The 25,470-nt window shown below is 68.7% G+C and carries 18 protein-coding genes and 3 pseudogenes; 10 read left to right on the plus strand and 11 right to left on the minus strand.

Annotation, left to right across the window (positions count from 1 at the left end; translation table 11 throughout):
• Positions 1–340 precede the first annotated feature (340 nt).
• The 4 genes from BJ961_RS09125 to BJ961_RS09140 all read left to right on the plus strand — a co-directional run bounded on the left by BJ961_RS09125 (position 341) and on the right by BJ961_RS09140 (position 4,701).
• A complete protein-coding gene (locus BJ961_RS09125; RefSeq protein ID WP_271320800.1) occupies positions 341–2,413 on the plus strand; it encodes an APC family permease in 2,073 nt (690 codons plus the stop codon).
• Positions 2,414–2,473: 60 nt separating this feature from the next.
• Positions 2,474–3,850 (plus strand): class I SAM-dependent RNA methyltransferase, encoded by a 1,377-nt coding sequence (locus BJ961_RS09130; RefSeq protein WP_271320801.1) that lies wholly within the window; start codon positions 2,474–2,476, stop codon positions 3,848–3,850.
• A 267-nt stretch (positions 3,851–4,117) separates the two neighbouring features.
• The gene (locus BJ961_RS09135; protein WP_007445201.1) at positions 4,118–4,312 is read left to right on the plus strand and encodes a ribbon-helix-helix protein, CopG family; all 195 of its coding nucleotides are present in this window, start codon (positions 4,118–4,120) and stop codon (positions 4,310–4,312) included.
• Positions 4,309–4,701, plus strand: coding sequence for a type II toxin-antitoxin system death-on-curing family toxin (locus tag BJ961_RS09140; protein WP_271320802.1), 393 nt, complete (start codon positions 4,309–4,311; stop codon positions 4,699–4,701). The genes BJ961_RS09135 and BJ961_RS09140 overlap by 4 nt, the downstream gene beginning before the upstream one ends.
• A 700-nt stretch (positions 4,702–5,401) precedes the next feature.
• On the opposite strand, the pseudogene BJ961_RS09145 reads toward BJ961_RS09140, so the two are convergent.
• The 3 genes and pseudogenes from BJ961_RS09145 to BJ961_RS09155 all read right to left on the minus strand — a co-directional run.
• Positions 5,402–5,539 (minus strand): annotated as a pseudogene (locus BJ961_RS09145) (acyl-CoA desaturase); the annotation flags it as partial.
• Between the two features lie 43 nt (positions 5,540–5,582).
• Positions 5,583–6,461, minus strand: coding sequence for an MBL fold metallo-hydrolase (locus BJ961_RS09150; RefSeq protein ID WP_271320803.1), 879 nt, complete (start codon positions 6,459–6,461; stop codon positions 5,583–5,585).
• Positions 6,462–6,526: 65 nt separating this feature from the next.
• Complete coding sequence (locus BJ961_RS09155; protein ID WP_271320804.1) at positions 6,527–7,852, minus strand: MFS transporter; 1,326 nt, start codon at positions 7,850–7,852, stop codon at positions 6,527–6,529.
• 148 nt (positions 7,853–8,000) lie between these two features.
• Here BJ961_RS09155 and BJ961_RS09160 point away from each other — a divergent pair, with 148 nt between their 5' ends.
• From BJ961_RS09160 to BJ961_RS09175, 4 genes and pseudogenes are all read left to right on the plus strand, one after another.
• A complete protein-coding gene (locus BJ961_RS09160; RefSeq protein ID WP_271320805.1) occupies positions 8,001–8,207 on the plus strand; it encodes a hypothetical protein in 207 nt (68 codons plus the stop codon).
• A complete protein-coding gene (locus tag BJ961_RS09165; protein ID WP_271320806.1) occupies positions 8,194–9,585 on the plus strand; it encodes an amidase in 1,392 nt (463 codons plus the stop codon). The genes BJ961_RS09160 and BJ961_RS09165 overlap by 14 nt, the downstream gene beginning before the upstream one ends.
• 156 nt (positions 9,586–9,741) lie before the next feature.
• Positions 9,742–10,356 (plus strand): TetR/AcrR family transcriptional regulator, encoded by a 615-nt coding sequence (locus BJ961_RS09170; RefSeq protein WP_271320807.1) that lies wholly within the window; start codon positions 9,742–9,744, stop codon positions 10,354–10,356.
• Positions 10,357–10,656: 300 nt separating this feature from the next.
• Positions 10,657–10,812: pseudogene (locus tag BJ961_RS09175) on the plus strand (type II toxin-antitoxin system death-on-curing family toxin); the annotation flags it as partial.
• A gap of 362 nt (positions 10,813–11,174) precedes the next feature.
• Here BJ961_RS09175 and BJ961_RS09180 read toward each other — a convergent pair.
• The 8 genes and pseudogenes from BJ961_RS09180 to BJ961_RS09210 form a co-directional block, all read right to left on the minus strand.
• Positions 11,175–12,242, minus strand: a complete 1,068-nt coding sequence (locus BJ961_RS09180) for a hypothetical protein (RefSeq protein WP_271320808.1) — start codon at positions 12,240–12,242, stop codon at positions 11,175–11,177.
• Positions 12,239–14,233, minus strand: a complete 1,995-nt coding sequence (locus tag BJ961_RS09185) for a hypothetical protein (RefSeq protein ID WP_271320809.1) — start codon at positions 14,231–14,233, stop codon at positions 12,239–12,241. Before BJ961_RS09185 ends, BJ961_RS09180 begins: the two co-directional genes overlap by 4 nt.
• A complete protein-coding gene (locus tag BJ961_RS09190) occupies positions 14,230–14,982 on the minus strand; it encodes a toll/interleukin-1 receptor domain-containing protein (protein WP_271320810.1) in 753 nt (250 codons plus the stop codon). Before BJ961_RS09190 ends, BJ961_RS09185 begins: the two co-directional genes overlap by 4 nt.
• On the minus strand, positions 14,979–16,289 hold the full coding sequence (locus BJ961_RS09195; protein WP_271320811.1) for a helix-turn-helix domain-containing protein: 1,311 nt from the start codon (positions 16,287–16,289) through the stop codon (positions 14,979–14,981). Before BJ961_RS09195 ends, BJ961_RS09190 begins: the two co-directional genes overlap by 4 nt.
• 965 nt (positions 16,290–17,254) lie before the next feature.
• Positions 17,255–18,778, minus strand: a complete 1,524-nt coding sequence (locus BJ961_RS09200) for a gamma-glutamyltransferase (protein ID WP_333782100.1) — start codon at positions 18,776–18,778, stop codon at positions 17,255–17,257.
• Positions 18,779–18,793: 15 nt separating this feature from the next.
• Positions 18,794–19,086, minus strand: a pseudogene (locus BJ961_RS35970) (hypothetical protein); the annotation flags it as partial.
• Positions 19,087–19,091: 5 nt separating this feature from the next.
• A complete protein-coding gene (locus BJ961_RS35975; protein WP_328659670.1) occupies positions 19,092–19,292 on the minus strand; it encodes a transcriptional regulator in 201 nt (66 codons plus the stop codon).
• 326 nt (positions 19,293–19,618) lie between these two features.
• The gene (locus BJ961_RS09210; protein ID WP_271320814.1) at positions 19,619–21,052 is read right to left on the minus strand and encodes an endo-1,4-beta-xylanase; all 1,434 of its coding nucleotides are present in this window, start codon (positions 21,050–21,052) and stop codon (positions 19,619–19,621) included.
• A gap of 494 nt (positions 21,053–21,546) precedes the next feature.
• Between BJ961_RS09210 and BJ961_RS09215 the strand changes: the two genes are divergently transcribed.
• Both BJ961_RS09215 and BJ961_RS09220 read left to right on the plus strand, forming a co-directional pair.
• A complete protein-coding gene (locus BJ961_RS09215; protein WP_271320815.1) occupies positions 21,547–22,974 on the plus strand; it encodes a non-reducing end alpha-L-arabinofuranosidase family hydrolase in 1,428 nt (475 codons plus the stop codon).
• A gap of 544 nt (positions 22,975–23,518) precedes the next feature.
• Positions 23,519–25,432, plus strand: a complete 1,914-nt coding sequence (locus BJ961_RS09220; protein ID WP_271320816.1) for a GMC family oxidoreductase — start codon at positions 23,519–23,521, stop codon at positions 25,430–25,432.
• Positions 25,433–25,470 lie beyond the last annotated feature (38 nt).

Below are 25,470 nucleotides of genomic sequence, written 5' to 3' on the forward strand. Positions count from 1 at the left end.
TCGGCAAGCCTCCCAGGCCCGCAGGAGCCGTCTCACCCTCCGGCCGACGACCCCCGGCGGCAGATGCTGCGAATGCTGGCGAGCGTCAGGATTCCGAGACCGAGGAGCGCGACGGCGCCGCCGATCAGCTCTGCGCTCAGGTGCATGGGACCTCCAGGGGCGGCGGCGGGCGGTGAACGGGCACGGCTTGTCGAGTAGGCAGTCATATAGACATGCGAACCCCGTCACCTGCGGAATCCCCAGCCGCCCCGCCCCGCGAATTCACCCGTAGAGCAGACTGGGGGCGGATCGGGGGTGGCGGGTGGGCGGGCGCCCGTTCGAACGCATACGATCCTCTGTTGTGTCCAAACTGACCGACGTGCCCAAGCGGATCCTGATCGGGCGCGCACTGCGCAGCGACCGGCTGGGCGAGACGCTCCTGCCGAAGCGCATCGCCCTCCCCGTCTTCGCGTCCGACCCGCTGTCTTCCGTGGCGTACGCGCCCGGCGAGGTGCTGCTCGTCCTGTCCATCGCGGGCGTGTCGGCGTACCACTTCAGCCCCTGGATCGCGGTCGCGGTCGTGGTCCTGATGTTCACCGTCGTCGCCTCCTACCGGCAGAACGTGCACGCCTACCCGAGCGGCGGCGGCGACTACGAGGTGGCCACCACCAACCTGGGGCCGAAGGCCGGTCTGACCGTGGCCAGCGCCCTGCTGGTCGACTACGTCCTGACCGTCGCCGTCTCCATCTCCTCCGGCATCGAGAACCTCGGCTCGGCCGTCCCCTTCGTCGTCGAGCACAAGGTCCTGTGCGCGGTCGCCGTGATCCTGCTGCTGACGCTGATGAACCTGCGCGGGGTCAGGGAGTCGGGCACGCTGTTCGCCATCCCGACGTACGTGTTCGTCGCGGGCGTCTTCATCATGATCGTGTGGGGCGCGTTCCGCGGCCTGGTCCTGGGCGACAGCATGCGCGCCCCGACCGCGGACTTCGAGATCAAACCGGAGCACGGCGGCCTGGCCGGCTTCGCCCTGATCTTCCTCCTGCTGCGCGCCTTCTCCTCCGGCTGCGCCGCGCTCACCGGAGTCGAGGCGATCTCCAACGGCGTCCCGGCCTTCCGCAAGCCCAAGTCGAAGAACGCGGGCAACACTCTCGCGATGATGGGCCTGCTCGCCGTCACCATGTTCTGCGGCATCATCGCGCTCGCCGCCGCCACCGACGTCCGCATGTCGGAGAACCCGGCCACCGACCTCTTCCACAACGGCGTCGCGGTCGGCGCGGACTACGTCCAGCACCCGGTGATCTCGCAGGTCGCCGAGGCGGTCTTCGGCGAGGGCAGCTTCCTGTTCGTCATCCTGGCCGCCGCCACCGCCCTGGTCCTCTTCCTGGCCGCCAACACCGCCTACAACGGCTTCCCGCTGCTCGGCTCGATCCTCGCCCAGGACCGCTACCTGCCGCGCCAGCTGCACACCCGCGGCGACCGCCTGGCCTTCTCCAACGGCATCGTGCTCCTCGCGGGCGCCGCCGTGCTCCTGGTCGTCGTCTACGGCGCCGACTCGACCCGGCTGATCCAGCTCTACATCGTCGGCGTCTTCGTCTCCTTCACGCTCAGCCAGATCGGCATGGTCCGGCACTGGAACCGCAACCTCGCCGGCGAACGGGACCAGGCCAAGCGCCGCCACATGATCCGCTCGCGCGCGATCAACGCCTTCGGCGCGTTCTTCACCGGACTGGTGCTGGTCGTGGTCCTGGCCACGAAGTTCACGCACGGAGCCTGGGTCGCCCTGCTCGGCATGTGCATCTTCTTCGCCACGATGACGGCGATCCGCAAGCACTACGACCGCGTCGCCGAGGAGATCGCCGCCCCCGAGGACCCCGAGGAGGCGCAGAGCGACGACATGGTGCGCCCGTCCCGCGTCCACTCGGTGGTACTGATCTCCAAGATCCACCGTCCCACGCTCCGGGCCCTCGCCTACGCCAAGCTGATGCGCTCCGACAGCCTGGAGGCGCTCAGCGTCAACGTCGACCCGGTCGAGACCAAGGCCCTGCGCGAGGAGTGGGAACGGCGCGGCATCGCCGTCCCCCTGAAGGTGCTGGACTCGCCGTACCGGGAGATCACCCGGCCGGTCATCGAGTACGTCAAGAGCCTGCGCAAGGAGTCCCCGCGCGACGCGGTCTCGGTCATCATCCCCGAGTACGTCGTGGGCCACTGGTACGAGCACCTGCTGCACAACCAGAGCGCCCTGCGCCTCAAGGGCCGCCTGCTGTTCACGCCGGGCGTCATGGTGACGTCCGTCCCGTACCAGCTGGAGTCCTCGGAGGCCGCCAGGCGCCGGGCCCGCAAACGCCAGAACTGGAGCGCCCCCGGCGCGGTCCGGCGCGGCCCGGCCCACCACCAGCCCCAGGACCGTACGAAGGACTCCTCGTCGTCCACGTAGACTGGACGGCTGTTGTTCTTTGTCGTCCCTGTCGCCCCCGTTCTCTGGAGTCACCCCGCCATGCAGGCAGAACCGAAGAAGTCGCAGGCGGAGTCGCGAGCGGTGCCGCAGTCGGCCGCGGAGCCGGTGTCGCTGGTGGGGGAGGAGTACGAGGTCGAGATCGGCCCCGTCGCCCACGGCGGCCACTGCATCGCCCGTACGTCCGAGGGGCAGGTGCTGTTCGTCCGGCACGCGCTGCCGGGTGAGCGGGTCGTGGCCCGGGTGACGGAGGGCGAGGAGGGCGCCCGCTTCCTGCGCGCCGACGCGGTCGAGATCCTGGACGCCTCCAAGGACCGCATCGAGGCCCCCTGCCCCTTCGCGGGCCCCGGCCGCTGCGGCGGCTGCGACTGGCAGCACGCCAAGCCGGGCGCGCAGCGCCGCCTGAAGGGCGAGGTCGTCACCGAGCAGCTCAAGCGCCTGGCGGGCCTCACCCCCGAGGAGGCCGGCTGGGACGGCACGGTGATGCCGGCCGAGGGCGACAAGGTGCCCGCCGGACAGGTGCCGTCCTGGCGCACGCGCGTGCAGTACGCGGTGGACGCGGAGGGCCACGCGGGCCTGCGCAAGCACCGCTCCCACGAGGTCCAGCCGATCGACCACTGCATGATCGCCGCGGAGGGCGTCAGCGAGCTGGGCATCGAGGCGCGGGACTGGACGGGCATGGAGTCCGTCGAGGCGATCGCGGCCACCGGCTCCCAGGACCGCCAGGTCATCCTGACCCCGCGGCCCGGCGCCCGCCTGCCCATCGTCGAACTGGACCGCCCGGTCTCGGTCATGCGCGTCGGCGAGAAGGACGGCGGCGTCCACCGCGTCCACGGCCGCCCCTTCGTCCGCGAGCGCGCCGACGGCCGCACCTACCGGGTCGGCTCCGGAGGCTTCTGGCAGGTCCACCCGAAGGCCGCCGACACCCTGGTCACGGCAGTCATGCAGGGCCTGCTGCCCCGCAAGGGCGACATGGCCCTCGACCTCTACTGCGGCGTCGGCCTCTTCGCCGGCGCCCTGGCCGACCGGGTCGGCGACCAGGGCGCGGTCCTCGGCATCGAGTCCGGCAAACGCGCCGTCGAGGACGCCCGCCACAACCTCGCCGCCTTCGACCGGGTCCGCGTCGAACAGGGCAAGGTGGAGGCGGTCCTGCCCCGCACGGGCATCGACGAGGTCGACCTCATCGTCCTGGACCCGCCCCGCGCGGGCGCGGGCCGCAAGACGGTCGAGCACCTCTCGTCCCTGGGCGCCCGCCGAATCGCCTACGTGGCCTGCGACCCCGCCGCGCTGGCCCGGGACCTGGGGTACTTCCGGGACGGGGGGTACCGGGTGCGGATGCTGCGGGTGTTCGATCTGTTTCCGATGACGCATCATGTGGAGTGCGTGGCGATTCTGGAGCCCGCGGGCAAGGGGTCCTGACCTGCACTTTTGCCGTCGGGACGGGTTGCTCGACCTGTTTCCCTCCGGACAGCGGTCTTTGCGCCTTGCTGACCAGCGGTTTCGTGAGCGAGGTGCCTGCATGGGCGACGCATATAGAGGGATGTTCGGAGAATCTTGACGCTCGGATGACGCTCGAAGCGGGAGTCACTGCTGCACCTCCCCGCTGCGAGCCACCATCTTCGGCCGCACGTTGCTAGAACGCGACTCGACCGCGCCATGTGATACCGGCCAGGTATCATCTGGTGTATGGCGATGACACTCCGGCTCCCCGACGACCTCGACGCGAAGCTCACCGAGCGGGCTCGTCGTGAGGGTCGCAGCAAGCAGGAGCTTGCCATCGAGGCCATCCGTGATGCCCAGGACCGGGCCGAGCTGAAGGTTGACGACGTCCTGGCGGAGTTGATGGACAGCGATGCGGAGATTCTGGACTACCTGAAGTGACGAACGTGCGCTACGTCCAGATCGACGAGATCCTGGCCATCGCCCGCGCGGTCAACGGTACCGAGCACAGCGTGCGTGACATGGGTCTTCTGGTGTCGGCGATCGAGCGGCCCCGGACGAACGTGTTCGGAGCCGAGTTGTACCCCATGTTGCACGAGAAGGCAGCGGCCCTGCTGCACTCCGTCGCCCGCAATCACGCGTTGATCGACGGCAACAAGCGCACCGCCTGGCTCGCCATGCGTGTCTTCCTGCGGTTCAACGGCGTCAGCGCCAGTACCGTCCCGCCGCCCGTCGCCGTTGCCGGCCCGTTCGTCGAGGAAGTCGCGCAGGACAACGTCGATGTACCGGTCATTGCCAAGCGTCTGGCGGCCTGGTTTCCGATTCCCTGACGTTCGACGTCGTGTCCTGTGATCGATCTTCAGGTATGCCGAGACTGCCAAGGAGCGGAGGCGATGGTGCGTCTATGCGGCTTGGAGGAGGTTGTGCAGGCGGGCGAGACCGAGCACGGCGTGTCCGCGACCGGGTCGGTCCCGGCAAGACCGTCTGGTCCGAGTGCGCACTGTCGAGCGGAGCCGTAGCCCCCGAGCCCGGGCAGGCCACCGCACCGAGCGGCGTACCCGCCACCATCCCATGCCGCTGTGAGCCGGGCACCGGCTCACCGGAGCTCGGCTGTCCGGGCCGTGCCGCAAGAGGCGTTCCTCGACGGCCGACGCGGCGGCGGCCTGGACCGGGTCTACGGTCGCGGTCGTGAACCTCCACGCCACCACGTGGCAGGCCGAAGTCAGCCGATCGCCGCGACCCCGGCTCTGACGATGAGCATTCCCAGGAGCGAGAGCAGCGCACCGCGCGCGTCGTCACAGGTTGTTGTCCAGGACGCTGTAGATCATGTCGTTCGTTGTCGTCATGGCTGACCCTGTCGAAGTTCTCCTTCCACTGTCTGAGTCCCGTGTTCGTAGTCCGCCCAGGCGTCGGCCACTTCTTCGGGTGTCGCCGCATCCTGATGGACGGCAGTCTCCGGTGCGTGTGGCGCGCGGACCCGTGCCGGACCGGTGACAGACGGGCTGTTGGTCGACATCGAGGACCGCTGAACCAGACCAGCAGGTCGGGGGCGACGTCGGGGTCGAGGCCCTCGTTGTCGGGGTTGGCGTGATGACGGGTGTGCTTGTCCTGCCACCAGCCGTACCCCATTCCGATGCCCGCTCCGGCGATCCGTCCGGACACCTCGCTGACCGACTCTGTGCGCGGCATGTCCCGGGTGTTCCGATCCGCTTCAGCCGCCGATGGGCGTGACCCCTGAGGGAGCCGGGACCAGCCGGTACCCGCCGTCCTCGCGTAGCACGTGTCCGGCGGTCGGCGGCGGGAAGTGGCTCCCCAGCAGGAGAGTTGACGTACCGGCCAGGGAGCCGAGCACCTGGTTCCGGGTCCTGGCCGCGAGTTCGGGAGCGATGTCCACACAGCTGCAGAGCCCTGGATGCGCCATCTGGACCGGGTGATGGATGCTGTCGCCGGTGACCAATGCGGTCTCGCCACGGCTGCTCAGTTCCACCGCTACCTGCCCCGGTGTGTGGCCGGGGGTAGGCAGCAGACGGATGCCCGGCGCGACGTCGGTGCCCTCGTCCGCGACATCGATGAGGTCGAACAGACCTGCTTCCCGGACGGGATGGACCGAGTCCCGGAACATCTGCCGTCGCGCCTCCTCCATGTCGACACCCGCCCAGTAGTCCCACTCGGTGCGTGAGGTGAGATAGCGCGCGTTCGGGAACGTGGGCACCCAGGCGTCGCCCTCGGCACGCGTGTTCCACCCCACGTGGTCGGCGTGGAGGTGGGTCAGGACCACGACGTCAACGCTCTCCGGCGGGAAGCCCGCCGCCCGCAGCCGTGCTTCGTAGTCGCTGTTCAGGTCGTGCCAGGCGGGGTTGGCGCGCCGCTTCCCGTTTCCGATGCCGGTGTCCATCAGCACCCGCATGCCGTCCACCTCGACGGCGAAGCTGTGACTCGCCAGGCGCAGAACGCCTTGTTCGTCGGCGAATTCGGGGCTCAGCCAGGGAGTCCGGCTCACGAGGTCGGTGGTTGCCCCGGGCAGCAGCCACGGACCGGTCTGGGCGGGCAGGACCACTTCGTCGATGCGTCGTACGGTGTGGTCGCCCACCGTCCAGGAAGAGGCGGGGGGAGTGGACCTGGTCGTTTGCGATGAGGTGAACACGGCGACGTTCCTTACCTGTTACGGGTCGCGAGGACGGAGATGTCTGGAGTGGGCGTGTTGGGTGAGGTGGATGGGTAGTTGCTCGTCGCCGGACGGGAGTGGATGTCCGGGGACGGTGTCCGGCGCCGACTGCGCAGCGGCGCGGTCAGCGTCGCGACTGCGACGGTCGCCAGTACGGCCACGCAGCCGGCACAGGCCAGTGCTGCCGCACGCAGCCCGAAGCCGGCGGTGAGGGCGCCGGCGCCGATGGCAGGCAGACTCATCGCCAGGTAGCTGAGTACGTGATAGGAGGCGAGCGTGCCGCCCTTCTCCCGGGCCGGGACCGAGTCGACGACCGCGCGCAGCGCACCCTGGGAGACGGCTCCGAAGCCGAACCCGGCCAGCGCCGCCCCGGCGAAGAGAAGTGCGGGGCCGGCGAGCCAGAGGGCACCCAGGGTCAGGACGGCCGCCGGAATCACCGCGCAGCTCCCGAGGAGAGCGGAGACGTCGGCACGCATCCTGCGCGTGAAGTACACCGTCGGGGCGGCGACGGCCGTCAGCGTGAAGAAGACCATGCCGTCGGCGTATTCGGGTCCGCCGGGGGAGATGAGCCGTGTGAAGCCCGGTCCCAGGGACGAGTAGAAGCCGCCGAGTGCCCAGACGGCGACGACGCCGGCGCCGTTGAGCAGGAGAGCGTGGGCGGCCGCCGACGGCAGTGCCAGGTGGGGCCGTGTAGAGCGCAGTGCTCCGGGACGGCGGCGGACGGTCTCGGGCGTCGAGACAAGGGCGATGGCCTGCGCGGCGAACACGGCGATCAGGGCCGCGTACACCGTGATCGTCGGAACGGGGGCGAAGCGCACCATGAGGGTGGCTGCCAGGACGCCGGCCGCCATGCCCGTCACCGGCGCGATGCTGTTGGCCAGAGCGGGGCGACCCGGCCGGGCGGGGTTTTCCAGGTCGCGGAGAGCCGCACCCGCTGCGCCGGTCGCCGCGCCGGTCGCGATGCCCTGCAGCACGCGGGCGCCGATCAGGGTGGTCAGGCCGCCGGCCGTCGCGAACAGTGCCATGGAGGCGACCTGAACCGCGAGGGCGCCCAGGAGCACGGGGCAGCGTCCGACATGGTTGGAAAGGGTTCCGGTCGTCAGCAGTGCGATCAGGAGCGCCAGAGCGTAGGCGCTGAAGACCACGGTGATGTCGAGGGAAGACAGCTGCCACTGAGCCTGGTAGTGGGGGTACAGCGGGGTCGGTGCGCTGGATGCGGCGAGCAGCGCGATCAGGATCGAGGCGTGCAATGCGAACGGCAGGCGTCCGGGTGGGGAGGTGCGGGGAGGCGCGAGGCCCGCGGGGACGCTCCGCATGAGGGTCCTTCCCGTAATAAAAGCGATTGGTTTGCTTTAAGGCATCGTAGATCCTATGATCGGCTAAAGCAAACGGTTCGCGTTTACGGTGGTCGGAAGTCCTGCACCAGCCCCGGCCCGTCGCGCCACACAGATCCGGAAGGAAACCATGACCAGCGAACTCACCCCCCAGGAGGCAGCCCGAGGGGCGCTGCGGGCGGGGCTCCCCCTCGGGGACGGCCGACACGAAGCAGTGGCCATGACGGCCAACCACATCCACTCCGTGATCAGCACGTTGCGCGAGCTCGATTTCGGCGAGACCCCTCCCGCGTCCTCCTACCGAGCCGGAGAGGGGAACGTCGATGCAACCGTTTGAGCTGTCGCTGACCGAAGCCTCCCGTGCGGTGCGCGCACGGGAGCTGTCCCCCGTCGAACTCACCGAATCGGTGCTCGCCCGTATCGCCGCCGTCGAAGGACGGCTGGGCGCCTATGTCACCGTCGCCGCCGAAGCGGCCCGGGCCGCAGCGATCCGCGCCGAACGGGAGATCTCCGGAAGCGGACCGCGCGGGCCGCTGCACGGGATCCCCATGGCGCTCAAGGATCTGATCGACGCGGAGGGGATGCCCACCACGGCGAGCTCGCGCGTCCGGGCAGGGCACGTGGCGGAACGCGACAGCCGGGTGGCCGAACGGCTCGGCGCCGCCGGGGCCGTCCTCCTGGGCAAGACGCACACGCACGAGTTCGCCTACGGCCTGACCACTCCGCAGACGAACAACGCCTGGGACCACAGCCGGGTCGCGGGCGGGTCGAGCGGCGGCTCGGCGGTAGCTGTCGCCGCCGGCGGGGCGACGTTCGCCATGGGCACGGACACGGGCGGTTCCATCCGGGTCCCGGCGGCCCTGAACGGCGTGGTGGGCCTCAAGCCGACCTACGGCCTGGTCCCGCGCACGGGCGTGACCTCGCTGTCCTGGTCCCTGGACCACGTGGGCCCGCTCGCCCGCACCGTCCAGGACGTCGCACTGGTGCTGTCGGCGACCGCCGGCCACGACCCGCGTGACCCGGTGAGCGTGTCCGGCCCGGTGCCGGACCGCTTCCCGGGAGGCGACCTGCGAGGACTGAAGGTCGGCGTACCGCGGAACCACTACTTCGAGCGGGTCACGCCCGAGGTCGAGGAGTCCGTACGCGGCGCGATCGAGCGGCTGGCGGAGCTGGGGGCGGAACTCGTCGACGTCGAGATCCCGATGGCGCGTTACCTCCAGGCCGTTCAGTGGGGGCTGATGGTTCCCGAGGCCACCGCCTACCACGAGCGGTCGCTGCGGGCCGCCCCCGACCTGTACGCGGCGGACGTTCGCATCCTGCTGGAGGCCGGCGAACTCACCTCTGCGGGCGACTACCTCCGCGCCCAGCGGGCCCGCACCATGATGCGAGACGCCTGGGCTCGCATGTTCGACGGAATCGACGTCCTCGCCGCGCCGACGGTGCCGATGACCGCCACCGAGGCGGGGCAGGAAGCCGTCGAGTGGCCCGACGGCACGACCGAGGCTGTGTCGGACAGCTACGTCCGCCTCTGTGCCCCCGCCAACATCACCGGCGTCCCGGCCCTCACCCTGCCGGTCGGTCACGACCGCGCCGGACTGCCGATAGGTATGCAGCTGATGGCACGCCCCTTCCACGACGCGACGGTGCTCCGTGTGGGCCGGGTCTACGAGGAGTCGGCGGGCGGCGCGGGGCGGCTTGCTCCTCTCGCGGCCTGAGGGAAGACGGACATTCCGCGATGATGCGGTCGCGTCGCCGCAGGGGCGTCCGCCGTGCTCGGGCGCCCGGACACGCAGCGCCGCGGGTCGCCGACGCCGGCCACCGCCTAGAAGCAACAAAATCGCATTAAAGTGAACCGCATGAGTCCCAAGCCCATGGCCCGCCCCGGCGGGCGCAGCGCACGCGTACAGGAGTCCGTCCATGCGGCGGTACGTGAACTCGTAGGGGAGGCGGGCCGTGACGCGCTCACCGTCCCGATGGTGGCCACTCGGGCGGGCGTGACCCCCTCCACGATCTACCGTCGCTGGGGCGACCTGCAGCAACTCCTGTCCGACGTGGCCGTCGAACGACTGCGCCCGGAAACGGATCCGGCCGATCTCGGAAGCCTGCGGGCCGATCTCGACGCGTGGGCGGAACAGTTCCTCGACGAGATGGCCTCGCCGCCCGGGCGCGCCTACATCCGGGATGCCCTGCTCGGCGACCCCGACGGAACCAATGCCGGTCAGTGTTCGGCGTATGCCGCAGAGCAGATCGACGCCGTGTTGGCCCGTGCGGCGCAGCGGGGGGAGCCGGTGCCCGAGACGGAACTGCTGATCGACCGTGTCGTGGCGCCGATCATGTACCGCATCCTCTTCCGCCCTGGCCGACTGGACGCCGCATACGCGCGCGAGCTCGTGACGAACGCCGTGTACGCCCAGCAGATCGAGGCCGGCGCCGGCCCCACCCCGTCCGCCGCCCGCCGGCGCTCGGAGAAGAAACCCGACAACTGACCACTTCGCTCGCCGGGTGGTCTGGTCACTGGGCCGTGGAGGCCAAGCGGTATCTTCCGATGACGCATCATGTGGAGTGCGTCGCGATTCTGGAGCCGGCGGGGAAGGGTGCCTGGCCTGCGGTTCTGTTGTTCGGGTGGGTTGCTCGGCCTGTTTCCCGCCATGTAGCGGATCGAGCAGGCGGACCGGGTGTGATGCCCAGGACCGGGCCGAGTTGAAGGACGACGACGTCCTGGCGGAGCTGGTGGACAGCGATGCGGAGATCCTGACTACCTGAAGTGACCGACGTGCGGGAGATGGGCCTGGCCTGTCTTCCTGCGGTTCAACGGCGTGAGCGTCGGTACCGGCCCGCCGCCCGTGCCCGTTGCCGGTCCGTTCGTCGAGGACATCGCGCAGGACTGCGTCGATGTACCGGTCATTGCCAAGCGCCTGGCGGCCTGGTTCCCCGTTCCCTGACGTTCGACGATATGAGGGCAGGGCACCCGTGTGCCCTGCCCTCACGAGCTGTCGAACTCCACTCACACTTGGCCGCTTTGGCTGGTCCGGGAGTACCGGGCGGTGCCAGTCAAAGGTGTCGACGCCCTTTCACCGGGTGCTCTGCCGCGGCGTCACGTACCCGGCGCCGTAGTGATCGACGATTTTTGGGCCAACGCGGCGACGGGGGGATGCCTGGATCGATGCACACCGCCTGCCGGTCCCCGCCTCATCGCTCGACGCAATTCCCGGGCGTGTGTCCAGGAGTCGGTGACCAGGAGGGAGACCAGTGTGGTGGCGCCCGAGCCGCGAGTACGCCCAGTTCGCTGTCCATGTGTCATCTCCTAGGCGAGGGGGGAGCCGGAGGCGGGCGCCTCGTCGTCGTCCAGAGCGGGGGACACCGGCGGATCGAAGTGGTGCTGGATCTCCTCGGCGGTCTCGTGGCAGTTCTGCTCCTTGATGAGGCCGGCGATCTGTGCCGCGAGCATCGGACGGCGTACATCTCCGTCGGTGAAACCGATGCTGTCGAGGAAGTCGGAGAGACGCACCGTGGCTGTCTCCCGTCCCTGCGGCGCTGAGGGAGGTCTCGCCTCGGCAAAGTCCGACGTCGTCGGCTCGTCGGCCTGCTGAGAGATCAGATCCTGAAGCCGTTCGGGAATGTCGGTGTCATTGGCCGCCGAGGTGAGCTGAGCGAGCAGGGCCAGGTCGTTCACCGTACGTTCCACCTGCTCGTCGTTCCTGGCGAGCCACCAGACCACCGCGCTGCCGGTGTCCTTGAGGACGTCCTCGCCCAAGTACCGTCGCCTGCTCTGCTCGTACTTGCGTTGGTGCACCCAGACCGCCTCGTCCTTGCGTACGTCGGCGAGCTTGTCGAGGCGTTCCTGGTCCTGCTGCACCAGGACGAGACGGACGTTCTCCGCCATTGCCTGGAGGTGCACGGTGGACTCGGGCACCATCCGGCTGAGGGCGCCGGACAGTTCCCGCTCGACGAGTGAGGCCCGGACCGGTTCCCGTTGCTCGGTGATGGCGCGAGCCCGCTTCAGGACCGCGTCGACGGCGATGCCCGCGGGGTTGAGAACGGGTGCGCTCGCGGGAGCGTCGACGAGGCACCAGCGCACCGTCGCGGAGAAGACGAAGTCGTAGTCCGCCCACTTGCTGGGCAGCAGGACCTGGCTGACGCGGTGTTCCGTGCGTTCTACGGGGGCGGCCGTGAGCTGCTCCTCGAAAGCCACGGGTACCGTGCCGCGGCGCATCGCGGCGAACCGGAAGACGGCCGCGGGGACGACGAGCAGCAGCACTGCCAGCAGCGGCCAGGCCCATGCGGGCCACCGCTGCGTCAGACCGACGATGGTCAGCAGGAGACCGCTCAGAACGGTGAGGAAGACGGTTGTGGTTTTCCGTGCGGTGGTCATGGTCGAGTCCCCCTGGATGAGGTCGTCGGCGGTGTGGCCGGAGCGATGCCTTGAGCCGCGCTGATCTTGTGGAGCAGCAGACCGGTGATCTCCGCGGCTCGCGCCGCATCCGCCGGACCGGTGCGCTCGGCGTCGCGGGCACACGCGTACAGCAGAGCGAAGACCTTGCCCCGCTTCTCCGTGCACCGCTGTGCCGCGCTGACGAGGAGGTCGAGCAGGAGCCCGCCGTGCGGTCCGGTGCCGACGGCCGCCCAGTGGAGCCAGCGTCGTGCTTCGTCCTGCCACTTCTGAGGCGGCAGCTCGGTCAGTACGGCGTGCCAGCAGGTTGTCAGGGAGCGCTGCGCGCCCTGTTCGTCGACCAGCGCGTGCGAGGTGCCGGGGCGGAGCGTCAACAGTTCGGGGTCGCTGGCCTGGAGGAAGATCCGGAGATGGCCGGGGGAGAAGTCGGAACGGGCGAGACGGTCGAGCAGCACGCGGTGCAGCCTGCGGCTGCGCGCCGTCAGATCGCACAGGGCCTGCCTGGCACGCGTCGTGTCGCGCTCACGTCGGGCCAGGTGGTGGAGCCTGACCAGGGCTTGATCCGGATGACTGGTCGCTAGGACGTCGGCACAGACGCGAACCAGCACCTGCGCGAGCTCCCCATCGAGGTGCCGGTTCGCGCACCACTGGTAGATCTGCCGGCGGAAGTCCCTGGCGTGGACCGGGTCCGCCAGCCCGAGGGTGAGCGCATGAACGGCCGCTTCCAGGCGAGGCCGGCTCGTCGTACCGGCGCACCAGCGTTCGACGAGGGCCCCCAGTCCGTCCGCACGTCCGGTCCGCAGGTATTCACCGGCCACTCGTTCCACCAGGACGTCGCGTACGAGGGTGACGACGTGCGGGTCGTTCAGCTCCACCACACTCGCGACCCAGGGGCCGAGGTGGGGGCGGAGATCCGGCATGTGGTCCCAGAAGTGGGCACGAACGGCGGAGTCGAAGTCCAGCTTCTCGAACCGGACCTGCCCGTTGGGGGCGGCAGTGGCCGAGATCTCGAGGAGGCGCTCGGCGAGGTCTCGATGCTGCAGCGGCGAGTCGCCCTCCGACGGAGGCCCCAGGGTGCTCAGCAGTTGCTCGGCCGCGCGGTGAACAACATCGGCGTGCGCCCCGTGCAGCATGGATACGGCGATCAGCAGGGCTCGTTGCGGCGCCTCCCGCAGCTTGGTGACGAGCGCGGCGGCTTCCCGTCGGCCGTCGTTCCGCGCCCGCCCGGCGGCCTCGCACCATTGGCCGAATCCGTCCCCGGGCTGACCGGCCTCGCGTGCCCGGCGCACCAGGTCGGCGAATTCCGCGATTTCCCGCATCGGCCTGTTCGCCGTCAGGAACCCGGTGACGGTGCCGTCCGGCCGGAGATACTGCTCAGGCGGCACACCGTGCAGGCGCAGGTGCCGTCGGAGAACGCCGATACCGGGTGGCCGTTCGAGCACCACACGGCAGTACTGCAGGTCCGGGTCGAGTACGCCGCGGTGCGGCATGACCACGACCAGATGGGCCCGCTGCTCGTGCACGGCCTTGCGTAGCGCCGGGAGGTCGGCCTGGGCTGCGGCCCAGCGGTGATCGTCCGCGGCGGACAGGTCCAGCAGCAACTGATCACCGGTCCCGACCAGAGTGGCGTCGTGGAGGGAGAGCTCATCCTCCTCCTCATCATCAGGCAGGAGTTCGTGGAAGACACCACTGTCCCGGTGGTGTTCGTGCAGCAGTACGCGGGCCGCAGCCGACCGGCCGCTGCCCGGGACGCCGTCCAGGATGACGGTGCCGGAGTCGGCGAGTACGGCACGAGCCTCGCCCATGCGCGGCGGAGAGACCAGTGCGTAGCGCAGTCGGCGGAGTTGGTCCTCGGCGACTCGGCGGAAGGCCGGCTTGTCCGAGTCCTGTAGCTGCGTGCCGATGTAGACGTCGCCAGAGCCCGTGACCGTGACGCCCGAGTCCCGGACCCAGGTGCCGGTGTGCTGGTTCACCGGTCCTTGTCCTCGTGACCGTCCCGTTCACCGAACCGGTGCTGGATGGCGCCGTGGTGGTCGCCCTCGAAGTACGTCGTCCCGTCACCCGAGAAGTGACGGTCGCCCGAGACATGACGTGAATGCGAGTAGATGTTGCCGTTCCCGGTGTGGACAGGACCGTGGGCGCCCTTGACGACCGTGCCGACGTCACCGGTGAAGTCACGGCTCTGTACGGCTGTACCGTTCACAGTCCCGCTGGAATTGGACACGTTGCCTGGCGCGGGCATTCCCGCCTCGGTCCCGGGCCGGTCGTCGAGGCCGGGAATCATGTCGGCCATCAGATCACCGATGCGCGCGACACATACGTCGGTGTCACCGGAGTCGAACGCGATGGACTGGAGATCGGCGAGCCGTCGCAACGCGGGCGGAAGGTCGGCCTTGCTCAGCCGGCTGGTTTTGCGTCCGTCCAGAACGGGGACCACTGGGACCTCACATTCGAAAGCCCCCTCGATCTCCTTGCGCACCCAGTCCTCGGGATCCTCCAGCCGGGTACGGAAGTTCGTCCAGTCCGGTCCGATGATGGCCAGAAGTACGGAGCTGCGCCGTACGGCGACCAGTAACCGTTCGGGCCAGCTTTCCCCGGGGACGATGGACTGTGACGCGTGAAACGCGTGTCCCGGGCCGAAGCGGTGCGACAGCCCCTGTCGGAGCAGGGCCGCGGTCTTCTCCCCGTCCCCGGTGCGGTAGTTGATGAAGATCTCGCTCATGATGGTGACTCCTCAAAAGGGGTGGTCGGGCGTGACAAGGTGCCGAGCCGCGGGGCCAGTCGGCGTACCGGTGGATGGTCCGGGTAGCGGCCCAACACCCGGACAAGTCGTCGGAGATCGGTCGTGACGGTCGCCGAGCGGACCGCCGTCACGCCGTCGAGCAGTGGCTCCGTCAGCGCGCACGCGTGGTCGATCTCGCCGGCGGAGGCATAAGCGAGCGCGCGACGTACGCCGTACCGCACCTGCGTACGCACCGCGTCGGGGCCGACCTGAGTGAGCTGCCGATCCAGTTCCTCGCCCGCCTCGCGCGGCCGCCCGAGATCGACGAGGCACCAGCCGGTGACCATGCCGACCGAATCTGGGAGATGCATGGAGCCGATCACCGGACCGCCGGCATCGTCGTTCCGGCGGGCGAGCAGAGTACGAGCCCGGTCCAGGGCACGGAGACAGGCGTCGGCATCACCGGCGAGGGCATGGCCCTGTGCTTCGCGCTGTGCGGCGAGACCGCGGATCCGTGACGGCAGCACGCCGCTCTGCGCCCGGCGGGCCAACGCGATCGTCTGCTGGGCGTCCTCCCGGTACAGCGTGATCAACGCCCTGCGGACCAGCGCATAACCGGCCAGTGCCTGATCACCGCCGGCGGCGGCCAGGTCGACCGCACGCTGCGTCCACCACAGCGCCGCATGCTCGTTCCCAGTCTCCTGCACCAGCCAGCCCACATACTCGGCGTATCGGGAACCGAGCGCCAGCAGGTGTCGCCTGGTGCCGCTGTCGCTCTGCGCCGACAGTTCTCGCAGCGTGTGTGTCTGCGTGATCAGAACGGGCAGGAGCAGGCCGGGTTCCACGGCCTGACCGAGTCTGCGGTAGTGCGTGAACAGTAGGCGTGAGGCTTCCAGCATGCCGGCGCCGGCGGCCGGGGACGCCGGACTCGATCCGTCCGACCTCCAGGTCATCAGCGAGGCGACACCGGCGTTCATCACCTGACGTCGGCCCACGGGCCCGAAGGAGCTCGGGCCGTCCGGTGACAAGTGCATCATCCAGTTCTCCTCCTCGACCCGGCCTGGCTCCGACACGGCAGGTGAATCGACAGCGGCAGGGGTGCTGAGGGCGATCAGTGCCCCGTCGGCACCGAGTGCGGCGTCGCACAGCCGCGCGAGATCACGGCTGGGTGCCTTGATGCCCCGCTCGACCTTGCTGAGCTGCGCCTTGCTGTAGTGCACGAGACCGGAGAGGTCTGTAAGGCTCAGCCCGGCCTCAAGACGCCGCTTCCTCAGTTCCTCGCCGAACGGGGTGGACTGATGTGGCACGGGACCTCCCAAACCCGGTCGTCCGCGAGGCGGTACTGCACGGAAGAGTGCGGCACCAACTCCCGGACGGACAAGGCGATCGACGCTGTTTCCCGTTTCCTTCTCCGACGGCAGGGCGTGGCAAGCCTCGTCAGTCAATTCCGGTCACACTGTCCCTTTGACGGCGGCCTCTCGTACGCACTGGACGCATCGACGCGGCTCCGCCGGTGTGAGGCTCCGTAGGGGGCCCGGGTGCGGGCGACGCTCTGCGCGGAACTGCTGGTTCTCGATCGTCACTTGTCCCGGGACCAGTCAGCTCGTTGACCTGCACGAGGAGACTCCGGCCCCGGTACCGGTCCTGCCCCGGTCCCGTCTCCAACTGCCGGGCGTCACCTCCCGTCGTGGTCTGCCCGCGCCCATGTGTTTTCGAGGAACGGGCTCGGGGTGCCGTGCCAGAACCTCGCAATGTCGTCGGCGAGGGTGTCCTACTTGATGCTGGTCCGGAAGCTCGCGCTCTGGTCATTGGGCAATGCCCGGACAAGACCTCCAACGGGCGATAAGACTGACCGCATGGCTACAGAACCCCGCCCCTCCATCGTGTCCTCATGCATCGAGCTTCTCGATCGTCTCGTCCAGTTGAGTGAGAAGGTGACGAGAACGCTGCGCGGGGTGACCAAGACGTACAAGGAAGCCGAAGCAGCACTCAGTCACCTCCGCGACGTCCGCAAGTTGGCTACACAGCTGCGCAGGGCCGTCGTTGCCTTCTTCAGGCCCGAGGGCGGGACTGCCGAAGCCTGCTAGACCGTGGGCCTGCCGGGTAATGCTGTGCTGCCAAGCAGTCGCCATCGTCCGAGCCGGTCGCCTGCCCGATGGTGGCGAGGAGATCCTGGTCGGGGCGCACGTCCACGCTGGTGCGCCCCGGCCGGTGTCCGTTCACACGGCAGACCACTCACAGACGCGGCACTCCGGACGCCGCCTGGGCCGGACTACGAGCGCGCCGCAGGCAGGTCGTAGCGGCTGACGGCCAGGTACGTTTCCGGTGTGGCCGCTTCGAGGAGACCCTCGTCGCCCTCCAGGTCGAGCTTCGGCTCCTGGGGACGGCGCAGCAGGTCGCTCCAGTCACTCGTCGTTCCCCGCTCGTAGGCGTCGCGGAGCAGAGGGCGCAGCCGTGGGCGGGCTTCCTCCTGCTGCTCGCGGAAGATCCGTCGCTGGGTGAGCCGTTGCACTTCCTGGTCTTCGTCGCTGAGTCCCTGGTCGAGGGCTGACTGGTCCTCCGCACGCAGTCCCGGGGTGCGCTGGGCGATGGCCAGATCTTCTTCGTGGAGGCGTGCGCAGGCGGCGAACAGCTTTCTGGACATGCCGAGGTGGACCTCGGTTCCAGGGATGCGGCAGGTGAGGAAGTCGTCGAGCCCCCAGGAGCGGATCTGGGCGCGCAAGGTGTGCGACTCAACGTGGAGCGCCGCTCCGCGGGCGTCCGCCCGCATGGCGAGGGTGAGATCGTCGTTTTCCAAGGGGGTGGTGAGCCCCGAACGCCGGTGGCGGGAAGCTCGGTCGGCCGGTACCGGTACCGTGCGCAACTGAGAGGCGGGAGCGGAGCGCAGCGCCAGGTAAGCGAGCATCTGGGCACGGGCCGCACCGATGAGCGCGTCGTCACTGTCCCCGAGGTGGTCTTCGAGGCTGCCGACGCCGACCGCTGCGCTGTCGGCCCCGGATCCGGCCGGGGGGAGGGGCGGCTCGCCGGAGTGCAGGTCATGGTCGATCGTGAGGAAGAGGTCGTCTCCGGGCCGCACAGACGCCCCAACCAGGACGATGCGGTGTTTGTAGGAACCGAAGACTCTACTGCCGGCTTGCAGTTGCGCCCACCCCTTGCGGAGTGTACCGACGCCGACGCTGCCGCCCTTGGCCTCGATCAGCCAGTACATCTCTTCCGCCTCGTGCCGTCCCCACAGGTCGGGCAGCGTTCTCCTTGGGTCCTTGAAGGTGTTGCTCAGGGCGGGGATGGGACCGCCGAGTTCGAGGTGGTGGGTCTGTCCGAGGCCCAGCAGGGAGCGGCACGCCCACTCGGTCATCGTCATGCCCAGCCGGTAGGCAGCGGCGTTCTTCGCAGTGCGCTCGGTGCCGTGCTCGTACACCGGGTTCAGGGTCAGGCGTTGGCCCTTTGCGCCCGGTACGGGATGCCGGGGCGTGACGGCGTGGGCGCCGAGGTAGGCGTACAACGGAGAGACTCGGGCGACGAGTTCCCCGTGCGCGTACCGGGGCTGGTTCTGCAGGTGCGGGGTGACGTCCCGGCCGACCTCGGTGGCAGCCTTGATGATCTCTCGCCACGTGGTGGTCGGGGCGTACCAGCCATCGGTTGCCGGGAACCCGTCCGACGCGCTCCACGCCTCATGCTTTGCCGTGCGCCACTGTCTCTTGGGCTTGCTCGCAGGTCCGTTACGGAACAGGACCGGTACGTCGAAGCTGTCGGCGTAGGAGAGCGGCGGCTCGTCGACGATGTGTGCGGGGATCACGACATCACCTTGGCACAGGTTGACTTCGCAGTCCTGCCCGGTGGCCGGGTCGGCCACGGGGATGCGGGCGGACAGTGGAGCGGTCTCCCGGGCGTGCACCCTTCAACCGTGAACTTCCAAGCCGACGAGGAGCGTGGCGACGATGTCGGCTGCCATGGGGCTGGGTTCTCGGTGGCGACATCGAGGTCCTGGCTGGGGCGGTTCACGAGGCGGTGGGCCCGCACGGCGTATCCATCAGTGAGAACCAGGGGATACGGGGAACCAAGGGCGATCACATTCGCCAGGAGCCGCGGGTGCAGCTCCGGCATGTCCGTCACGCGGCTGACCGGGTGCGGGAGGAGAGCTGGGGAAAGGCGTCTACCCACACGACGCACACGGTGCGGCCGACGAGAGTGCGTAGCACCGGCCACAGGTGGAGGAGCATGTTCCGGTTGAGGTGCCGGGGCAGGTCATCACGCAGGCCCTCATGCAGGACGGTGCGGTACAGGCCCATGCGCTGACGAGACTTGCTCATGTCGTACGAGGCCATCCCCGACCAGGCCATGTGCAGCGGCAGATCCCCTACCTCCTGGGTCGGGCCGTGCAACTCGTCCAGCGACTCCGGCAGACGTCGCCGGAACTTCTCCCGGTATAGCGCGAGGGCCTCGGTATCCGCGCGGGCACCGTCTGCGGTCGAGACGAGGGCACGTCGAGAACCTTGTCCGCACACTGGGCCCTGAGTCGGAGGTCGCCGCCATCGCGGCGGCGACCCGGGGCCATCAACGATGATTTCCTGGAGGAGCGGGAGAAGCCGTACCGCAGGCTGTTATCGATTCTGCCCTTCGTTTGTGGCAGGTCCCATCAGGTGCGGGTCCAGCGTTGGTTGCTGCCGTTCGAGCAGGAGTAGAGCTGGATCAGGGTTCCGTTGGCGGTGCCGGCTCCGACGGCGTCGAGACAGAGGCCGGACTGGGCGCCGACAATGGATCCGTCGGAGTTGAGGCGCCACTTCTGGTTGTCGCCGCCCCAGCAGCTGTAGAGCTGGACTTTGGTGCCGTTGCTGGTGCCGGCGGCGTCCAGGCACTTGTTGCCGTAGACCCTGAGCTCGCCGGCGTCGGTGTACTCCCACTGCTGGTTGGTGCCGCTGTGGCAGTCCCACAGCTGGAGCTGGGTGCCGTCGGCCGTGCTGGTGTCGGGCACGTCCAGGCAGCGGCCCGAACCGACGCCCTTGATCTGTCCCCCGTCCGCGGGGGGCTCCGAGGAGTCGCCGCCGTTGAGTGTGTCGAGGACGGCGGTGTAGGCGGCCTTCTTGCTGCCGTTGTTGTTGAACAGCAACGGCGTCTGCTCCGATCGCCAGGAGTCGCTGTCGCGCACGCCCCAGACGGTGATGCCGAGGCAGCGCGCGACGGCCAGGCAGTCGTTGGTCACGTTGGCGTAGGTCGAGGCCGGGGCGCCCTGGATGTCGAGTTCGGTGATGGCCACGTCGACGCCGAGGGCGGCGAAATTCTGCAGCGTGGTGCGGAAGTTGCTGTCGTAGGGGCTGCCGCTGTTGAAGTGCGACTGGAAGCCGACGCAGTCGATCGGCACGCCGCGCTGCTTGAAGTCCCGCACCATGTTGTACATGGCCTGCGTCTTGGCCCAGTTCCAGTTCTCGACGTTGTAGTCGTTGTAGCAGAGCTTGGCGGACGGGTCGGCGGCGCGCGCGGTGCGGAAGGCGACCTCGATCCAGTCGTTGCCGCTGCGTTGCAGGTTGGAGTCCCGCCGGGCTCCCGAACTTCCGTCGGCGAAGGCCTCGTTCACGACGTCCCACTGGACGATCTTGCCCTTGTAGTGGGCCATCACGCCGTTGATGTGGTCGATCATCGCCTGGCGCAGTGCGCTGCCGCTGAGGCTCTGCATCCAGCCGGGCTGCTGGGAGTGCCAGGCCAGGGTGTGGCCGCGCACCTGCTTGCCGTTCTGCACCGCCCAGTTGTAGACGCGGTCGGCGGCGCTGAAGTTGAACTGGCCCCGCTGCGGTTCGGTGGCGTCGATCTTCATCTCGTTCTCGGCCGTCACCATGTTGAACTCACGGGCCGCGATCGACGTGTACGTCGAGTCGCTCAGCCTGCCCGAGGCGATGGCGGTGCCGAAGTAGCGGCCGCTCTGCGCCGCCGCGGCGCCGAGCGTGTTCTCGGCGGCGTGTGCTCTCGGTGGCGCCACCAGTGCGGTGACCACACCGAGGACGCCGACGACCAGCGCCAACAGCAGGGCGCGGGATTTCTGGCGGACAGCGGATCTGGGAAGGGCGTACGAGCCCATGGCTGTGCCTCCAAGGTAGACATCACGGAAGGAACGAAGCGCGGGGGACTGCACGGGGTACTCGACGGCGGCTCAGTCAGCACGGATGGCCCAAGACCGTGCTGTTCGAAATGTCGAGCTGTAGCCGGTTTCTCAAACAGGAATGATTGAGGTGTCGACGGTGCATCGTCAACACTTCCGCGCGGGAAAGTTTCTGGGAGAAGTCCGAAACTTTCGGTCTCCCGATGGAGCGGGGCGGGCGGACGGCGACTGCTGTTCGATCGGCTCCTGGCGGGGGACCTTCGTGGGCGTGGGCGAGGGCGCGGGCTCACGGGGCTGGTGGCCCGTAAATGTTTCGGCAGTGATGGCGACACATGCGCGAGGTATTGACGTCGTTCAGCGGCTCCCTATCATTCAGGATGCTCGACACTTCGGACTCTGTTCGGTATCACGAACGCACGCCTGGTCAGTCATTGTCATGAACCAGCCAATCACTGAAGGTTGAGGAAGCCCCCATGCACAGAGGAAGTTTGAGCCGTAGGCATCCGTCCGCGCTGCTCGCCGCCGTGGTCGTTGCCCTGGCCGCGTTGGCGGCGCTGCTCGTCGGCACCACCCGGGCTCAGGCGGCCAGCAGTGGCGCCTTACGCGGTGTTGCTTCGAACCGGTGTCTCGATGTACTGGGCGCCGACCAGACCAACGGCACGTCTCTGCAGCTCTACGACTGCTGGGGCGGTACCAACCAGCAGTGGACGCTGACGGACGACAACCAGTTGACCGTGTACGGCAACAAGTGCCTGGATGTTCCGGGTCACGCCACCACGGCCGGTACCCGGGTGCAGATCTGGAGCTGTTCCGGCGGTGCGAACCAGCAGTGGCGGGTGAATTCCGACGGCACGGTCGTCGGCGTGGAGTCCGGGCTGTGCCTGGAGGCCGCGGGCGCCGGCACGGCCAACGGTACGGCCGCGCAGCTCTGGACGTGCAACGGCGGCGGCAACCAGGAGTGGACCGGCCTGACCGGGACGCCGCCGACGGACGGCACGTGTGCGCTTCCGTCGACGTACCGGTGGTCCTCGACGGGTGTCCTGGCGCAGCCGAAGAGCGGGTGGGTCGCGCTGAAGGACTTCACCACGGTGACGCACAACGGCAGGCACCTGGTCTACGGGTCGACGTCGTCGGGGTCGTCGTACGGCTCGATGGTGTTCAGCCCCTTCACCAACTGGTCGGACATGGCGTCGGCCGGCCAGAACGCGATGAGCCAGGCCGCGGTGGCGCCCACGCTGTTCTACTTCGCGCCCAAGAACATCTGGGTGCTGGCGTACCAGTGGGGTTCGTGGCCCTTCGTCTACCGCACGTCGAGCGACCCCACCAATCCCAACGGCTGGTCCGCTCCGCAGCCGCTGTTCACCGGGAGCATCTCCGGCTCCGACACCGGTCCGATCGACCAGACCCTGATCGCCGACGGCCAGAACATGTACCTGTTCTTCGCCGGTGACAACGGCAAGATCTACCGGGCGAGCATGCCGATCGGGAACTTCCCGGGCAACTTCGGTTCCTCGTACACGACGATCATGAGCGACACGAAGGCCAACCTGTTCGAAGGCGTACAGGTCTACAAGGTCCAGGACCAGAACCAGTACCTCATGATCGTCGAGGCGATGGGTGCGAACGGGCGCTACTTCCGCTCCTTCACGGCCTCCAGCCCGAGTGGCTCGTGGACCCCGCAGGCCGCCAGTGAGAGCAGCCCCTTCGCGGGCAAGGCCAACAGCGGGGCCACCTGGACCAACGACATCAGCCACGGTGACCTGGTCCGCGACAACCCCGACCAGACCATGACCATCGACCCCTGCAACCTGCGATTCCTCTACCAGGGCAAGTCCCCGAACGCGGGCGGGGACTACAACGCGCTGCCGTGGCGGCCGGGTGTCCTCACGCTGCAGCGCTGACCTTCCCGATGCACGGCGTAGTCGGTTCCCCCTGCTGACCGACACCACCGTCTCGAGGGACCCCGGCCGAGCGGCGGCCGGGGTTCCTGGTCGAGAGCCCATCCGCCGGGGGCTTCATCTGTCTGTCATTCCAACCGACTTGTCCAGTCGTCAGGTTGGAGCGGGTCCACTGATTACCCCCGAACGGTGGGTTTACCGACAAGATCCCCACTGGGGCGGGGCGGAATGACGGCGACATATGCAAGCCTCCTGCTGAGGCCCTTCCCGATCCCCAGTGAGTCAGTGAGCGGCGTCAGATGTGGTCAATCGCAAGGCGGAGGGCGGCCCTCGCACGCGACGTACGCGGACGGTCCGACAACGCGGTGAGGGGCCGTAGTTGGCGCTTGCCCAGGTCTCCGGCTCGGACTCGAACGCTGAGCCGGTTCTCTTTTGCCGGTGGGTGTCAGTGGCGGGCCTTCGAGAGTCATGCAATCACCATCCGTTCTGGCGGCTGGTGGGAATCGTCACCGGGGTGAGGCCACCCCAGACGCGACAAGGGGTATCCATGACGTCTTACGACGATACAGACCCACTGATCTTCCCTGCCGGTGCCGCGACGCAGACCAGCGCCGCAGAGGCCGCGAACGGCGAGTGGGATGCCGTTGTCGTCGGTGGCGGCATGGCGGGTTCCATCGTCGCCGAGCAGCTGAGCCAGGCGGGCCACAGGGTGTTGATCCTCGAAGCCGGCCCCGGCAAGGACCTGGACCTCGCGGAGTACGAGTCGTACCTGTCGCGGTTCTACGGCGCAGTCGTCAAGGACAACCAGTCTCCGTACCCGTTCAACCCGAACGCCCGGATGCCCAGGAGCACCGACATCATGCCGGTGCGTCCGGGCACACCCCCGGACCACTTCTACCTCGTGCAAGAGGACGAGTACTGCACGGACACCACCTTCACCCGGGTCCTCGGCGGCACCTCCCTGCACTGGGAGGGCAAAGCGCTGCGCATGCTTCCCGAGGACTTCGACCTGCGAACCAAGTACGGCCAGGGCCTGAACTGGCCGCTCGGCTATGACGACCTGGAACCCTACTACCGGCAGGCTGAGGCCGAACTGGGCGTAGCCGCCGAAGTCGAGGACCAGGCATACCTGGGAATGCACTTTCCGAAGGGATACGTGTTCCCGATGCACCGCATGCCGCCGTCCTATCTCGACCAGACGGTCGCCCGGGGCGTGGACGGCATGCGGGTCAACCTGGCGGACGACGAATACACCCTCCAGGTGCGGAGCTTTCCGCAGGCCCGTAACGGCGTGCCGAACGCCGCGTACGACGGCGGCAAGGGCTTCGTCCCGGTCGGCGCGGTGAGCACGAACCAGGTGGAAGAGGGCGAGCGCTGTCAGGGCAACACCAACTGCGTTCCGATCTGCCCCGTGCAGGCCAAATACCACGCGGGAAAGACGCTGGCCAAGGCGCTCCGCAAGGGCAACGTCAAGATCGTGACGCAGGCAGTCGCCTCCAAGGTCGAGATCGACGAGCATGACCAACGGGTGACCGGGATCACCGTCAAGAGCTACGCGGCGCTCGACTCCGCGAGGTACGAGGAGTACACGGTGAAGGGCACCGTGTACATCCTCTGCGCGCACGCCATCGAGAACGCCCGGCTCATGCTGGCCTCCGACATGCAGCGCATGAGCCGCAGCAAGCTGATCGGCCGCAACCTGATGGACCACGCGTATCTGCTGTCCTGGGGCCTGCTGCCCAAGCCGGCCGGCACGATGCGAGGCACATCCTGCACGAGCGGGATCACCGACCTGCGCGGCGGGCGATTCCGCGGAACCCAGGCCGGATTCGGCGTGGACATCCACAACGACGGCTGGGGGTGGGCGACCGGCTCGCCGTACACGGATCTGGTCGAGCTCGTGGACGAGCGGGGCCTGCGCGGGCCGGAGTTGCGCAGGACACTCGGGAACCAGATCTCCCGGCAGCTTCTGCTCGCCTTCATGATCGACCTGCTGCCCGACAGCAGCAACAGCGTCACCGTGGACGACCGGTACAAGGACGCCCTCGGCAACATGAAGCCGGTCGTGTCGCTCAAGATCCCGCCGTACACCATGCGGGGCGCCGCGTTCGCCCGCAAGCTCGCGACCGAGATCTTCGAGAAGCTCGGCGCCGAGGACAGGACCGCGTACGACAAGGACCGCTACAGCGCCGTCGAGCACGACGGCCAGTGGTACAACATCGTGGGCGGCAACCACCTGGCGGGCACGCACATCATGGGGACCGACCCGGCGAACTCCGTGGTCGACCACACCCAGCACTCGTGGGACCACGAGAACCTCTACCTGGTCGGGCCCGGCAGCCTGCCCTCGATCGGGACATCCAACATCAGCCTGACCATGGCGGCGCTCGCCTTCCGCAGTGCGGCCCACATCGCCAGGCACCTGCGTGCCGCGAAGGCGCCGGTCGTCGTCGGCAGGTAGACGGCTCACAGACCGGCGGGGGTTGAACGCGACCCCGC

This window comes from Streptomyces lienomycini (assembly GCF_027947595.1).
GTDB classification, from domain to species: domain Bacteria; phylum Actinomycetota; class Actinomycetes; order Streptomycetales; family Streptomycetaceae; genus Streptomyces; species Streptomyces lienomycini.